Origin of the sequence: Streptomyces sp. SAT1 (genome assembly GCF_001654495.1) — a bacterium.
Lineage (GTDB): Bacteria > Actinomycetota > Actinomycetes > Streptomycetales > Streptomycetaceae > Streptomyces > Streptomyces andamanensis.
In genome coordinates this window covers 3558915-3573377 of sequence record NZ_CP015849.1, presented here as the reverse complement: position 1 = coordinate 3573377, position 14463 = coordinate 3558915, and the positions used below count along the sequence as shown (strand labels likewise).

Annotated in this window: 13 protein-coding genes; 6 read left to right on the top strand and 7 right to left on the bottom strand. The window is 70.3% G+C overall.

All coding sequences use genetic code 11. The features are described from left to right. Positions 1 to 24: 24 nt before the first annotated feature. On the bottom strand, positions 25 to 1137 hold the full coding sequence (locus A8713_RS15490; RefSeq protein WP_078510031.1) for a LacI family DNA-binding transcriptional regulator: 1113 nt from the start codon (positions 1135 to 1137) through the stop codon (positions 25 to 27). Between the two features lie 436 nt (positions 1138 to 1573). Here A8713_RS15490 and hisC point away from each other — a divergent pair, with 436 nt between their 5' ends. After that, entirely contained in the window at positions 1574 to 2653 is a 1080-nt protein-coding gene (hisC, locus tag A8713_RS15485) for a histidinol-phosphate transaminase (RefSeq protein ID WP_064534024.1), read from the top strand. 80 nt (positions 2654 to 2733) lie between these two features. On the opposite strand, the gene A8713_RS15480 is transcribed toward hisC, so the two are convergent. Beyond that, on the bottom strand, positions 2734 to 3162 hold the full coding sequence (locus tag A8713_RS15480; RefSeq protein WP_064534023.1) for a cyclophilin-like fold protein: 429 nt from the start codon (positions 3160 to 3162) through the stop codon (positions 2734 to 2736). A 203-nt stretch (positions 3163 to 3365) separates the two neighbouring features. Between A8713_RS15480 and A8713_RS15475 the strand changes: the two genes are divergently transcribed. The 3 genes from A8713_RS15475 to cydD are packed head-to-tail and all read left to right on the top strand — an operon-like array spanning position 3366 to position 9477. Then, entirely contained in the window at positions 3366 to 4874 is a 1509-nt protein-coding gene (locus tag A8713_RS15475; protein WP_064534022.1) for a cytochrome ubiquinol oxidase subunit I, read from the top strand. 18 nt (positions 4875 to 4892) lie between these two features. Continuing rightward, positions 4893 to 5897, top strand: coding sequence for a cytochrome d ubiquinol oxidase subunit II (gene cydB, locus A8713_RS15470; RefSeq protein ID WP_064534021.1), 1005 nt, complete (start codon positions 4893 to 4895; stop codon positions 5895 to 5897). Positions 5898 to 5949: 52 nt separating this feature from the next. After that, a complete protein-coding gene (gene cydD / locus A8713_RS15465) occupies positions 5950 to 9477 on the top strand; it encodes a thiol reductant ABC exporter subunit CydD (RefSeq protein WP_079158976.1) in 3528 nt (1175 codons plus the stop codon). A 46-nt stretch (positions 9478 to 9523) separates the two neighbouring features. Here cydD and A8713_RS15460 read toward each other — a convergent pair whose 3' ends face one another. Together A8713_RS15460 and A8713_RS15455 are read right to left on the bottom strand one after the other, a co-directional pair. Continuing rightward, positions 9524 to 10432, bottom strand: coding sequence for a Cof-type HAD-IIB family hydrolase (locus A8713_RS15460; protein ID WP_064534019.1), 909 nt, complete (start codon positions 10430 to 10432; stop codon positions 9524 to 9526). A 92-nt stretch (positions 10433 to 10524) separates the two neighbouring features. Beyond that, a complete protein-coding gene (locus A8713_RS15455) occupies positions 10525 to 11418 on the bottom strand; it encodes an LLM class flavin-dependent oxidoreductase (protein ID WP_064534018.1) in 894 nt (297 codons plus the stop codon). 110 nt (positions 11419 to 11528) lie between these two features. Here A8713_RS15455 and A8713_RS15450 point away from each other — a divergent pair, with 110 nt between their 5' ends. After that, entirely contained in the window at positions 11529 to 11843 is a 315-nt protein-coding gene (locus tag A8713_RS15450) for a hypothetical protein (RefSeq protein WP_064534017.1), read from the top strand. Between the two features lie 43 nt (positions 11844 to 11886). Beyond that, positions 11887 to 13029: a hypothetical protein gene (locus A8713_RS15445; protein WP_064534016.1), complete on the top strand. Its 1143-nt coding sequence runs from the start codon at positions 11887 to 11889 to the stop codon at positions 13027 to 13029. Here A8713_RS15445 and A8713_RS15440 read toward each other — a convergent pair. From A8713_RS15440 to A8713_RS15430, 3 genes are read right to left on the bottom strand one after another with little or no spacing between them, the layout of a single operon-like run. Beyond that, positions 13015 to 13266 carry an LLM class flavin-dependent oxidoreductase gene (locus tag A8713_RS15440; RefSeq protein WP_064534015.1) on the bottom strand — a complete coding sequence of 84 codons (252 nt, stop codon included), beginning with the start codon at positions 13264 to 13266 and terminating at the stop codon, positions 13015 to 13017. The two genes, A8713_RS15445 and A8713_RS15440, sit on opposite strands and share 15 nt — an antisense overlap. Before the next feature lie 41 nt (positions 13267 to 13307). Continuing rightward, a complete protein-coding gene (locus tag A8713_RS15435; RefSeq protein WP_064534014.1) occupies positions 13308 to 13769 on the bottom strand; it encodes a hypothetical protein in 462 nt (153 codons plus the stop codon). A gap of 11 nt (positions 13770 to 13780) precedes the next feature. Beyond that, a complete protein-coding gene (locus tag A8713_RS15430) occupies positions 13781 to 14329 on the bottom strand; it encodes an RNA 2'-phosphotransferase (RefSeq protein WP_064534013.1) in 549 nt (182 codons plus the stop codon). Between the last annotated feature and the right edge of the window lie 134 nt (positions 14330 to 14463).

The window sequence follows — 14463 nt, the reverse complement described above, 5'->3', positions numbered from 1 at the left end:
CGGCGGGCCCGCGGCGCGACGCTCCTACTGCTCCTCCGGTGACCGGGGCGGGCTGACGGTCGTGCGCGGCGGGCGCCGCTGCGAGGAGGTGCGCACGATCAGCTCGGTCGGTATGACCTGCTCGACCGGCTGGTCCGACTCGACTCCCTCGATGGCGTCGATGAGGAGCTGGACCACCGCGGTGCCGATGCGGCGCGGTTTGAGGGAGAGCGTGGTGATCGGCGGCTCGGTGTTGGCGTAGACCGTGGACTCGCTGCAGCACACCAGCAGCAGGTCGTCGGGGACACGCAGGCCGTAGCGGCGGGCGGCGGCGAGCAGGTCCGTGCCGTTGGGGTCGAACAGCCCGTAGACGGCGTCGGGCCGGTCCGGGCGTGCCAGCAGCCGGTCGGCGGCGACGGCGCCCGCGCACGGATCGTGGGCGGGGTAGGACTCGTAGACCGGGTCCTGGCCGACGCGCTCGCACCAGCGCAGGTAGGCGGTCGTCGACAGATGGGTGTACGTGTCGGTGGTGGTGCCGGTGAGCAGGCCGATGCGGCGGGCGCCGGCCTCGGCGAGGTGGTCGAGGATGTCGAGGACGGCGGCCTCGTGGTCGTTGTCGACCCAGGCGGTGACCGGGAGGGCGCCGGCCGGGCGGCCGTCGCTGACCACCGGTAAGCCCTGCCGGACCAGCTCGCTGACGACCGGGTCCTGGTCGGAGGGGTCGATGACGACCGTGCCGTCCAGGGCGACGTTCGACCACACGTCGTGGCGCGAGGTCGCCGGGAGGATGACGAGCGCGTAGCCGCGGGCGAGCGCGGCCGAGGTGGCGGCCCGCGCCATCTCGGCGAAGTACGCGAACTCGGTGAAGGTGAAAGGTTCATCCCCGTACGTCGTCACGGTCAGGCCGATGAGGCCCGACTTCCCGGTACGGAGCGTGCGTGCTGCGGCCGAGGGGCGGTACCCCAGCCGGTCGGCGACCTCACGGACATGGCGGCGGGTGGCGTCCGGGAGCCGGCCCTTGCCGTTGAGGGCATCGGAGACGGTTGTGATGGAGACTCCGGCGGCGGCGGCCACGTCTCTGATGCCCGCCCGACCCGGCCGGCTGCCTCGACGAGAGGTATCCGCGCGGCTCACCTGGTGCTTCCCTGCTGCTGTCATGGCGAGCCGATAGTAGGGCTCATGCGGTGGGGTAGTGCGGACGCATATGCACGCATTGACAGGCACGTTTCTGCATGGTCATAAAGGACCAACTGCCTTAGAAAGTGAGCCAGTTAAGCGATTTCGTGCCAGGACGTGATGTGACGACACCCATGGGCCTGTCGAGCCCTGGAGGTCTCGAAGAGGTCTCAACTCACCTGCACGAGCGACGCGCGCCACGGCGCAAGCCACCGGCGCATAGATATATGTGAGATGCGCCCCTCATTCGTACATATTCGTACGAAGACGCCCGTGATGTCGCACGAGCCGCCGTGCGGGGTCGACGGCGAGTGCGGGACCGGTCCGAGGTGATGGCTTCCGACCCATTCGCAGCAGCGCCCAATCCTCATAAGGTATGGAGTATTGGATGTCGGTGGTGGCCATGAGGAGGACTGCGGTGAGCGAGACGAACCCGAAGCTGCGCGCCGAGCTGGAGGGCATCCCCACCTACAAGCCCGGCAAGGCCGCCGCGGGCGACGGCCCGGTGGCGTACAAGCTGTCCTCCAACGAGAACCCCTATCCGCCGCTGCCCGGTGTCATGGAGACCGTGACGGCGGCGGCCTCCTCCTTCAACCGGTACCCGGACATGGCCTGCACCGATCTGGTCAACGAACTGGCCGAGCGCTTCGGCGTGCCGGCCGCGCACGTGGCCACCGGCACCGGTTCCGTCGGGGTGGCCCAGCAGCTGATCCAGGCCACCAGCGGCCCCGGCGACGAGGTCATGTACGCCTGGCGGTCCTTCGAGGCGTATCCGATCATCACGCAGATCAGCGGCGCGACCTCGGTGAAGGTGCCGCTCACGCCGGGCGATGTGCACGACCTGGACGCGATGGCGGACGCGATCACCGAGCGCACCCGCCTGATCTTCGTGTGCAATCCCAACAACCCGACCGGCACGGTGGTGCGCCGGGCCGAGCTGGAACGGTTCCTCGACCGGGTGCCCGGCGATGTGCTGGTGGTGCTGGACGAGGCCTACCGCGAGTTCATCCGGGACCCCGAGGTGCCGGACGGCGCCGTGCTCTACCGGGACCGGCCCAACGTCTGCGTGCTGCGCACCTTCTCCAAGGCGTACGGCCTCGCCGGACTGCGGGTGGGGTTCGCCATCGCCCACGAGCCGGTCGCGGCGGCGCTGCGCAAGACGGCCGTGCCGTTCGGGGTGAGCCAGCTCGCGCAGGAAGCGGCGATCGCCTCCCTGCGGGCGGAGGACGAGCTGCTGGGCCGGGTGGGCTCGCTGGTGTGCGAGCGCACGCGCGTGGTCGACGCGCTGCGCGCGCAGGGCTGGACCGTTCCCGAGACGCAGGCCAACTTCGTGTGGCTGCGGCTGGGGGAGCGCACGGCGGCCTTCGCCGAGACCTGTGAGCGTGCGGGCGTGGTCGTGCGGCCGTTCCCCGGCGAGGGGGTGCGGGTGACCGTCGCGGAGACCGAGGCGAACGACATCTTCCTGAAGACGGCCGAGGCGTTCTTCAAGGAAGTCTGAGAGCGGGGCGACAGGTCCTTGAGGGCCGCCGCTCCCCGCCGAGCGGCCTTTTCCGGCCGTTCCCGGGATCTGTGCGGCCCTCAGGGCGACGTGAGGAGTTCCACACGTACCGGGTCGCCGTCGCGCACCGTCGCCAGGTGGCGCGGGTCGCCGTCGATGCGGCCGACGATGTTGCACGGGCTCGCGAGACGGCATTCGGTGCCCCGTGAGAGGGGCGTGGGCCCGTAGGGGAGGGCCGGCGCGTCGCCGTCGGTCCAGAAGGCGACCGTGCCGGGCTCGACGACCTGCCGGGCGTCCGTTTCACGTGGAACACGGGTGCCCGTGTCGAAGTAGACCTCCTCGCCCCAGGTGCGCGCGGTGGAGACGAGGGGGAGTTCACCGGCGAGTGCCCGCGTGGTCGGGGTGTCGTCGAGAGCCGCGGTGAGGTGTCCCGCCGGCCAGGAGATCCGTATCCGCGTCGGTGGCGTGGGCTGTCCGGGCTGTGTCGGTCGTCCGGGCTGTGTCCGCATGCCGCGGATTCAACAATGTGTTGAAGGCTCTGCCAAGGGGCTGGCCGGAAAGGGACCCCCCTTCGGGTGCCGGGCGAGTGTGCGTCATAATTGCTTGTGAATGTGAACGCGTTCACAAGCTAGTCCGATTGCTGCCCTGTTGTGCAGGTCACACCAGGGCAAACCGCCGCCGTAGGGCACGGCGACGTAAGGAGAGTGACGACGTGAACCTGGCTTTGGCGCCGGAGACACTGGCGCGCTGGCAGTTCGGCATCACGACCGTCTACCACTTCCTGTTCGTTCCCCTGACGATCTCCCTGGCCGCCCTCACGGCCGGGCTACAGACCGCCTGGGTGCGCACGGAGAAGGAGAAGTACCTCAGGGCGACCAAGTTCTGGGGCAAGCTCTTCCTGATCAACATCGCCATGGGCGTGGTCACCGGCATCGTGCAGGAGTTCCAGTTCGGTATGAACTGGTCGGACTACTCCCGCTTCGTCGGTGACATCTTCGGGGCTCCCCTCGCCTTCGAGGCGCTGATCGCGTTCTTCTTCGAGTCCACCTTCATCGGCCTGTGGATCTTCGGCTGGGACAAGCTCCCCAAGAAGATCCATCTGGCCTGTATATGGATGGTCTCGATCGGCACGGTCCTGTCGGCGTACTTCATCCTCGCGGCCAACTCGTGGATGCAGCACCCGGTCGGCTACCGGATCAACCAGGCCAAGGGGCGCGCCGAACTCACCGACTTCTGGGCCGTACTGACCCAGAACACCGCGGTCGCCCAGGCGTTCCACACACTCGCCGCGTCCTTCCTGACCGGTGGCGCCTTCATGGTCGGCATCGCCGCCTTCCATCTGTTCCGCAAGAAGAACGTCTCCGTGATGAAGACCTCGCTGCGGCTGGGCCTGATCACGGTCGTCGTCGCCGGTCTGCTCACCGCGATCAGCGGCGACACGCTCGGCAAGGTCATGTTCAAGCAGCAGCCCATGAAGATGGCCGCTGCCGAGGCCCTCTGGGACGGCCAGAACTCCGCGCCGTTCTCGGTCTTCGCGTACGGCGACGTCAGCAAGGGGCACAACTCCGTCGAGCTGTCGGTCCCCGGAATACTGTCCTTCCTCGCGGACGACGACTTCCACTCCTACGTGCCCGGCATCAACGACACCAACAAGGCCGAGCAGCAGAAGTACGGTCCGGGCGACTACCGGCCCATCATCCCGGTCACCTTCTGGGCCTTCCGCTGGATGATCGGCTTCGGCATGGCCTCGTTCGCCATCGGACTGGCCGGGCTCTGGCTGACCCGGAAGAAGTTCATGCTGCCGCAGCATCTGCGGGTGGGTGAGGACGAGGTCCCCCACCTGGTCCTCTTCAAGAACAAGGCGCTCAGCCCCAAGCTCGGCCGGCTGTACTGGCTCGTCGCCATCTGGACCCTGGGCTTCCCGCTGATCGCCAACTCCTGGGGCTGGATCTTCACCGAGATGGGCCGTCAGCCGTGGGTCGTCTACGGCGTGCTGCAGACCCGGCACGCGGTCTCCCCCGGCGTCTCCCAGGGCGAGGTCCTCACCTCCATGACCGTCTTCACGGCGCTGTACGCCATCCTCGCCGTCATCGAGGTGAAGCTGCTCGTGAAGTACGTGAAGGCCGGACCGCCCGAGCTGACGGAGGCCGACCTCAACCCGCCCACGAAGATCGGCGGCGACCACCGTGACGCCGACAAGCCGATGGCCTTCTCCTACTAGGCCGAGGAAGGCACCGTCATGGAACTGCACGACGTCTGGTTCGTCCTCATCGCCGTCCTGTGGACCGGCTACTTCTTCCTGGAGGGCTTCGACTTCGGAGTCGGTGTCCTCACCAAGCTGCTGGCCCGCGACCGGACCGAGAAGCGGGTACTGATCAACACCATCGGCCCGGTCTGGGACGGCAACGAGGTCTGGCTGCTCTCCGCGGGCGGCGCGACCTTCGCCGCCTTCCCCGAGTGGTACGCCACGCTGTTCTCCGGCTTCTACCTGCCGCTGCTGATCATCCTGGTCTGCCTGATCGTGCGCGGTGTCGCCTTCGAGTACCGCGCCAAGCGGCCCGAGGAGAACTGGCAGCGCAACTGGGAGCACGCGATCTTCTGGTGCTCGCTGATCCCCGCGTTCCTGTGGGGCGTGGCCTTCGGCAACATCGTCCGGGGCGTCAAGATCGACCGGAATCTTGAGTACGTCGGCAGCTTCGGCGACCTGCTCAACCCGTATGCGCTCCTCGGCGGCGCCGTCACCCTGACGCTCTTCACCTTCCACGGCGCGGTGTTCACGGCACTGAAGACCGTGGGTGAGATCCGGGAGCGGGCCCGCGCACTGGCGCTGCGCGTGGGTCTGGTGACGGCCGTGGTGGCGCTGGCCTTCCTGCTGTGGACACAGGCCGACACGGGCAACGGCCGGAGCCTGGTGGCGCTCGTCGTCGCGGTCGCCGCTCTGGTCGCCGCGCTGGTGGCCAACCAGGCAGGGCGCGAGGGCTGGTCCTTCGCCCTGTCGGGCGTCACCATCGTGGCCGCCGTGGCGATGCTCTTCCTGTCGCTGTTCCCGAACGTCATGCCGTCCACGCTCGACGCGGACTGGAGCCTGACGGTCACCAACGCCTCGTCCAGCCCCTACACCCTGAAGATCATGACCTGGTGTGCGGGGATCGCCACGCCGATCGTCCTGCTCTACCAGGGGTGGACGTACTGGGTGTTCCGCAAGCGGATCGGCACACAGCACATCGCCGAAACCGCGCACTGAGTCCGGTGAGGGGTGCGTTTCACGTGAAACGCACCCCGATGGGCCGAAGGGCATGTTTCACGTGAAACCGATCGATCCGCGTCTCCTCCGCTACGCCCGTGCCACCCGGTTCTTCCTGATGGCCGTCATCGCTCTGGGCGCGCTCGGCGCCGGGCTCGTCATCGCACAGGCCATGCTCATCGCCGAGGTGGTGGTCGGCGCCTTCCAGCACCGGATGCCGGTCGCCGAACTCCGCACCCCCCTGCTGCTTCTGGTGGCCGTCGCCTGCGGCCGGGCGCTGGTCTCCTGGCTCACCGAGCTGGCGGCGCACCGGGCGAGCGCGGCGGTGAAGTCCGAGCTGCGCGGGCGGCTGCTCGCCCGCGCCACGGCACTGGGCCCCGGCTGGCTGAGCGCGCAGCGGACCGGTTCGCTGGTCACGCTGGCCACGCGCGGGATCGACGCCCTGGACGACTACTTCTCCCGCTATCTGCCGCAGCTCGGGCTCGCGGTCGTCGTCCCGGTGGCGGTGCTGGCCAGGGTCGTCACCGAGGACTGGGTGTCTGCGGCCATCATCGTCGGCACCCTGCCCCTCATCCCCGTCTTCATGATGCTGATCGGCTGGGCCACACAGTCCCGTATGGACCGGCAGTGGCGTCTGCTGTCCAGACTGTCCGGGCACTTCCTGGACGTGGTGGCCGGCCTGCCGACCCTGAAGGTGTTCGGCCGGGCCAAGGCGCAGGCCGAGTCGATCAGGCGCATCACCGACGAATACCGGCGGGCGACCCTGCGCACGCTGCGCATCGCCTTCCTGTCCTCCTTCGCGCTGGAACTGCTGTCCACGCTGTCGGTCGCCCTGGTCGCCGTCACGATCGGGATGCGGCTCGTCAGCGGCGGCATGGACCTGTACACCGGCCTGGTCATCCTCGTGCTGGCCCCCGAGGCGTATCTGCCGCTGCGTCAGGTGGGCGCGCAGTACCACGCGGCGGCCGAAGGGCTGGCGGCGGCCGAGGAGATCTTCGACGTCCTCGGGACACCGGTGCCGGAGACCGGTACGGCGGCCGTTCCCGCCGGGGCCCTCGCCTTCGAGGGCGTCGGTGTCCGCTACCCCGGGCGTTCGGCGGACGCCGTGTCCGAGGTGTCCTTCACGGTGGAGGCGGGCGAGACCGTGGCGCTCGTCGGTCCGAGCGGCGCGGGCAAGTCGACGCTGCTGAACGTCCTGCTGGGATTCCTCCGGCCGACCGCGGGCCGTGTACACGTCGCGGGCACCGACCTGCTCGACATCGACCCGGAGCAGTGGCGGTCGCACATCGCCTGGGTGCCACAGCGGCCCCAGCTGTTCGCCGGGACCATCGCCGAGAACGTCCGCCTCGCCCGGCCCGGCGCGGACGAGGCCGCGGTCCGTACGGCGCTGGCCGACGCGGGCGCGCTGACGTTCGTCGACGCCCTGCCGGACGGTACCGGGACCGTGCTGGGCGAGGACGGCACGGGACTGTCCGCGGGACAGCGACAGCGGCTCGCGCTCGCCCGCGCCTTCCTCGCCGACCGTCCCGTCCTGCTGCTCGACGAGCCGACGGCGGCGCTGGACGGGGAGACCGAGGCCGGCATCGTGGAAGCGGTACGGCGCCTGTCCGTGGGACGCACGGTGCTGCTCGTGGTGCACCGGCCCGCGCTGCTGGAGGTCGCGGACCGGGTGGTGCACCTGGAGGGCACCGAGGCGCGAGGCCGGACGCACCCGGCAGCGGCGGCCGGGCGAGGTGGGGCGGGGGCGACGGCGGCGCCGGACACGACGGCCGGACCGGCCGCGCCCCCAGCGGAGGAACAGGCGGCCGAGCACGGTCCCGCACCGGCGGCGGGCGATGTCCTCGCCCGTGTCCGTGCGGCCTGCGGCCGCCGCCGCGGTCGCCTCGCCCTGGCCCTGCTGCTCGGCAGCCTCGCCCTCGGCAGCGCCGTGGGACTGATGGCCACCTCCGGCTGGCTGATCTCCCGGGCGTCCCAGCACCCTCCGGTGCTCTATCTGATGGTGGCCGTCACGGCGACCCGGGCCTTCGGCATCGGCCGGGCCGTCTTCCGCTACGCGGAGCGGCTGGTGTCGCACGACGCGGTCCTGCGGATGCTGGCCGAGACCCGTGTGGCCGTCTACCGGCGGCTGGAGCGGCTGGCCCCCGCCGGGCTGCGCCGGGCACGCCGGGGCGATCTGCTGTCGCGGCTCGTCGCCGATGTGGACGCGCTCCAGGACTACTGGCTGCGCTGGCTGCTGCCCGCCGGTGCGGCGGTGACCGTGTCGGCCACCTCCGTCGCCTTCACGGCCTGGCTGCTGCCCGAGGCCGGTGCGGTCCTCGCCGCGGGACTGCTGGCGGCCGGAGCGGGCGTCCCGCTGATCACCGGTGCCGTGGCACGCCGGGCCGAGCGGCGGCTCGCTCCCGCCCGCGGTGTCCTCGCGACCCGTGTGACCGACCTGCTCACCGGAACCGCCGAGCTGACGGTCGCCGGTGCGCTGCCCGCGCGGACCGCCGAGGCCCGTCGCGCCGACGGCGTACTGACCCGGATCGCCTCGCGCGCCGCCACCGCGACCGCGCTCGGCGACGGGCTCACCGCTCTTCTGTCGGGCCTGACCGTGGCGGGGGCGGCACTCGTCGGCGCCCAGGCGGTCACCGAGGGCCGGCTGAGCGGGGTGGCCCTGGCCGTCGTCGTGCTCACCCCGCTGGCCGCCTTCGAGGCCGTCCTCGGCATGCCGCTCGCCGTCCGCCACCGTCAGCGGGTGCGGCGCAGCGCCGAGCGCGTGTACGAGATCCTGGACGCCCCCGAGCCCGTCCGCGAGCCGGAGGCGGCGCACCCGGCGCCCGCGACGCCCTTCCCGCTCACCGTGAGGTCCCTCACGGCCCGGCACACCGGCCAGGAGACGGACGCGCTGGCCGGTCTGGACCTTACCCTGGAGGAGGGCCGCAGGGTCGCGGTGGTCGGATCCTCCGGGGCCGGCAAGACGACCCTCGCGCAGGTCCTGCTGCGGTTCCTCGACCCGGCGTCGGGCACGTACCGCCTGGGCGGGGTCGACGCCCGCTCCCTCGACGGCGACACCGTACGGCGGTTTGTTGGCCTGTGCGCCCAGGACGCCCACCTCTTCGACAGCTCGGTGCGGGAGAACCTGCTGCTGGCCAGGAAGGACGCCGACGAGCCCGCGCTGCGGGCCGCCCTCGCCCGTGCCCGGCTGCTGGACTGGGCCGACAGCCTGCCCGACGGTCTCGACACGCTCGTCGGGGAGCACGGCGCCCGGCTCTCGGGTGGCCAGCGGCAGCGGCTGGCGCTGGCCCGTGCCCTGCTCGCCGACTTCCCGGTCCTGGTCCTCGACGAGCCGGCCGAGCATCTGGACCTGCCGACCGCCGACGCGCTCACCGCCGATCTCCTGGGGGCCACCGAGGGCCGTACGACGCTGCTCATCACGCACCGGCTGGCCGGGCTCGACGCCGTGGACGAGGTGATCGTCCTGGAGGAGGGACAAGTGGTCCAGCGCGGACCGTACGCGGAACTGCTCGCCCTGCCCGGTCCGCTGCGGAGCATGGCCGAGCGGGAGTCGGCCGCCGAACTGCTGGTGGCGGCGCGCTAGAAGAGCCGAGGATCGGCCGGGCCGGGCGCACCGCGGGCGGTGGCCGTCAGCGCCGCTCGGCCAGGATCCGCTCGATCACGAGGGCGACGCCGTCGTCGTTGTTGGCCGCGGTGCGCCCGGTCGCGGCGGCGACGGCGTCCGGGTGGGCGTTGCCCATGGCGTAGGACCGGCCGGCCCAGGTGAGCATCTCGATGTCGTTGGGCATGTCGCCGAAGGCGACGACCTCCTCGTGGGAGATGCCGCGGTCGGCGCAGCACAGGGCGAGGGTGCTGGCCTTGGAGACGCCGGGTCCGCTGATCTCCAGCAGGGCGCTGGGGCTGGAGCGGGTGACGGTGGCGCGGTCACCGACCGCGAGCCGGGCCGCGGTGAGGAAGGCGTCGGGGTCGATCGTCGGGTGCGAGGCGAGGATCTTCAGGATCGGGTACCGGGCGGCGGCGCCGTCGGGCGCCAGCAGTTCCTCGGCGGGCGCCAGGGTGTCCGGCGCCTCCATGTGCAGCTTCGGATAGTCCGGCTCCTGATGGAAACCGTATGTCTGCTCGATCGCGTACGCGGTGCCGGGCGCCGCGTCGCGCAGCAGCCGCACGGTCTCCAGCGCGTTCTCCCGGGCGAGGTCCCGCACCTTGACGAAACGGTGGGCGCCCGGCCCGCCGTGCAGGTCGACCACGGCCGCGCCGTTGCCGCAGATCGCCAGGCCGTGGCCGTGCACATGCTCGCTGACGACATCCATCCAGCGGGCCGGGCGGCCGGTGACGAAGAAGACCTCGATACCGGCCTCCTCGGCGGCGGCGAGGGCGGCGACCGTGCGCGGGGAGACCGACTTGTCGTCGTGCAGCAACGTTCCGTCAAGATCGGTTGCGATCAGCCGCGGGGGGACGGCGGGGGCCTCTTCCCGCGCGAGCGAGGTCGAGAGCTGGGAGGAGGCCGGGGGCTCGGGCTGTCGCGTCGCTGAGGTCACCGCCTCATTGTCCCGTATCGCCCCGCACGATCGTGCGGGTCTGCGCACAGGTGAGACGTCGCTTCGGTCACGCCGGGCTGAACGGGCTCCGGTCACGCCAGCTGAGCGGGGGCGCCCGTGGCGATCTGCTCGAAGACCTTCTCGTCCGCGGCGAAATCGGAGTCCGGGATCGGCCAGTGGAGGACGATCTCGGTGAACCCCAGCTCCTGATGCCGCCCCGCGAAGTCGACGAAGGCGTCCAGGGACTCCAGAGGACGCCCCCGGTCCGGGGTGAATCCGGTGAGCAGGATCTTGTCCAGACCGCTCACGTCCCGTCCAAGCGCCTCGCACGCGGCACCGAGCTTCTCCATCTGGCCACGCAGCGCCTGGACGGACTGCTCCGGCGTGCCCTCCTCGTACAGCGTGGGATCGCCGGTGGTCACCCACCCCTGCCCGTACCGCGCCGCGAGCCGCAGCCCGCGCGGACCCGTGGCGGCCACGGCGAACGGCAGCCGGGGCCGCTGCGCACAGCCGGGGATGTTGCGCGCCTCGTGCGCCGAGTAGAAGTCGCCCTCGTACGACACCGTGTCCTCGGTCAGCAGCCGGTCCAGCAGCGGCACGAACTCGGCCAGCCGGTCGGCGCGCTCTCGCGGTGTCCAGGGCTCCTGTCCGAGCGCGGTGGCGTCGAAGCCGGTGCCGCCCGCCCCGATGCCCAGCGTGACCCGGCCGCCGGAGATGTCGTCGAGCGAGATCAGTTCCTTGGCGAGGGTGACCGGGTGCCGGAAGTTCGGCGAGGTCACGAGGGTGCCCAATCGCATCCTCCGCGTCACCGCGGCCGCTGCCGTCAGCGTCGGGATCGCCCCGAACCACGGCCCGTCCCGGAACGACCGCCACGACAGGTGGTCGTAGGTGTAGGCCGCGTGGAAGCCGAGTTCCTCGGCGCCCTCCCACACCCTCCGGCCTTCGGCCCAGCGGTAGATCGGCAGAATGACAGTGCTCAGACGCATGGGGACGATTCTACGAGCGCCGGAAAGCGCGCCGGCTGCGAAGCACGATCGTCCCGGCGGTCTCGTAGAGGCGGGCGATCGAGCGCGCACAGGCTCGCTAACCTGGCAACGTGAAGAAGAGGAGTGGCCGCGAACTGGACGTGCTGATCGAAGAAGCGATCGTCGACACGTACGACGAGGTCGAGGCGATCAGCGCCTTCCTGTCAGTCATCGATGAGCACTTGGCCGTCCCGTTCACCACGACCGTTCTGGGGGTCGACGTGAACGTGGTGAAAATCGGCCTCACGAACGACTCCCGCTTGGTCGCCCACTGCGTGCGGAATGGACTCCAGCAGGCCATCGGCCTGGCGGAACTGCCCCTGCCGCAGCCACCCCCGGAGGGAACGCATTGGATCGATGCGTACCGGCGCTGGTCCGGTTCCTGACGCAGAGAAAGCGGACGAGACCCGAAGTCCGCCGGAGCACGCCATGAACACCGCTACAGGCCTCGCACAGGCCCTGCGCCGTAGTGCCGAACTGAAGGAAGAGCTCGTGGCGTTCGGAGAGAGCCGCGCCTTCGAACGGTTCCTCGACCCACTCCTGTTGGAAGCCTCCGGTCCCGGAGGCGTATGGGACGAGGCGAGCGCGACCAACGTCATCGACCACTTCCTGCTGCAGTACCGGCTTCCGGACGGCAAGACGGTCGCCGACCGCTTCGTCGCCCGGCGGACGACCCTGACCGATGCCGACCGGCAGATGGTCCTGGCCTGGCGTGACCCCGTGGAAGGGCTCTTCGAGGTGAGGAGCAAGCACGGCGATTCCCTGCTCCTGCTCAATCTGCTGGACGACCTCGAGTACCGCGCCTACACCAACGCCGGGCACACGGCCCTCCACGCGGTCAAGAAGGGAGGCTTCCTCAGCGCCCGACTGGTAGCACTGGCACCAGTGCCCGACGCGTGGCTCTTCTCCGGTGTGATGTCCTCCTACCCTCGCACCGCCGCGCCGGAGATCGCCGCTGCGACCCTTGACCTGGCCATCAGCCGACCCGACCTCGTCTTCCGCAACCCGGAGAAAATCGAGCAGGGATGGCACTCGATGCGTGAGGACCGAGCCGCCTTCGTCGAGTTCTTCGGCAGCGATGAGCTGATCCTCACGCCCGAGGAAACCGAGGACCGGCTCAATGCCTACTACCGCCATCGGCAGCACACCGCCTCGAACTCGTCTCTCTTCACGCTGTCACCCGAACTGGCGCAGGCGGGAACTGTCGGCGTCATTTACGACCAGGTCGATGGACTCAACTTCTACGCGGACTACGGATCGTTGCGGGACCTCTTCGCGAACCCCGACCTTCCGGGCCGCAAACACCATCAGGACCTGCTCCGCACGTACCTGCGCGAGGACTCGATCACGCCGCTGCCGATCCGCCGACTGGCCGCCGCACACCCGAAAACCGTCGACACGGTGTTCCGCAGACTCCTGCGGCAGCCCGACTTCACCTGGAACAGGCATGGCAACGCGCTCCTGCGCCGACGCAAGCCCTGGTACGTCGAGACCGAGCAGCGCCCCGGAGTCTCCGTCATCGGGGACCGGCTCGGCGAACTGCTCCGCAGCCGGCCACTACGAGATGTGTGAGCAAGGCTTGACCGAGGTCACCAGGGTCCCCAGGCGCATGCGCTCGGTCGCGGTCGCCGCGGCGGTCAGAGTCGGCACCGCACCGAACCACGGGCCGTCCCGGAAGGTGCGCCAGGACAGATGGTCGTAGGTGTAGCCGGTGTGGAATCCGAGCTGCTCGGCGCGGGTCCACGCCGCGCGGCCGCCCTCGTGCCAGCGGCGGTACGGGAGGATGACGGCGCTCAGGCGCAGACTCATGACACCGAGCCTAGGGCCCCGGGTGTTTCACGTGAAACGAGTCACCGCACGTGGCGGCTCAGCCACGAGGTGAGACCGATCATCGGGACCAGCTCCTTGTACGTGCGGTCGCCGGGCAGGGGGACGACCAGGCGGTAGCCGGGCGGGAAACGCCGCGCTTTGACGAACGCGGTGCCCTCCAGGACGGAGCGCAGGAACGCGGGGACGTCGTCGCGGGGCACGTCGTGGAACCGGATGCCCTCGACGGTGATCAGGGCGTCGTCCTCCGGATAGAGCTGCACGGTCAGCCGGGGCAGCCCGCCGAACTCGACGAACGCCTCGTGCGGCAGCGAACCGTCCGGATCGGTGGCGACGCCGACCCCCGCGGAGCTGCGCCGGGAGGTCTGGTCGGCGCCGATGTCGTGGGTCACCTCGATCTCGCGTGCGTAGGCGGCGGCGAGGTCACGACAGGCGGTGACGGCGGCTTCGGTCGTGGCGAGATGACGGTCCATACCCACGATCATGCCGGACCGGGTCAGTGACCCGAGCCGAACCGCAGGTATCGCGGCGGTACGGCCTGCGTCAGCCACACGCCGTTGGCACTGACCCGGAAGACATGGCCGTCGCGGTGCATCGCGGCGGCGTCCACGGAGAGCACGACCGGCCGTCCGCGGCGGGCACCCACGCGGGTCGCGGTCTCCCGGTCGGGCGAGAGATGCACGTCGTGCCGGTTCATGGGCCGCAGCCCCTCGGCGCGAATGGCGTCGAGGGCGCGGGCCACCGTCCCGTGGAAGAGGTACTGTGGCGGGGTCGCCGGCGGCAGCCCGAGGTCCACGTCGACGCTGTGCCCCTGGCTGGCCCGGATGCGGTCGCCCCGGATCTCGAAGCGCCGCTTGTCGTTGGTGGCGACCACATGGTCCAGCTCCTCACGGGTGAACCGGAAGCGATGGCCGGCCGCCGCCGCGATCAGGGCCTCGATGCCGACCCAGCCGGCCTCGTCGAGCGTGAGCCCGATCCTCTCGGGCTGGTGGCGCAGATGCCGGGAGAGGTACTTCGACACCTTCACGGTGCGTTGTTCGTCCATGCCACCAGCCTGCCGCGAGAGACGAGCCTCCCGCTGAACTTTTTCGCCGAGCAGGTTTGATCCACAGCCAAGTGGAGTTATCCACAGGCAGATTAAGGTTTCTGTGGACAACTGACGGCCGGGGCAGGGGATTT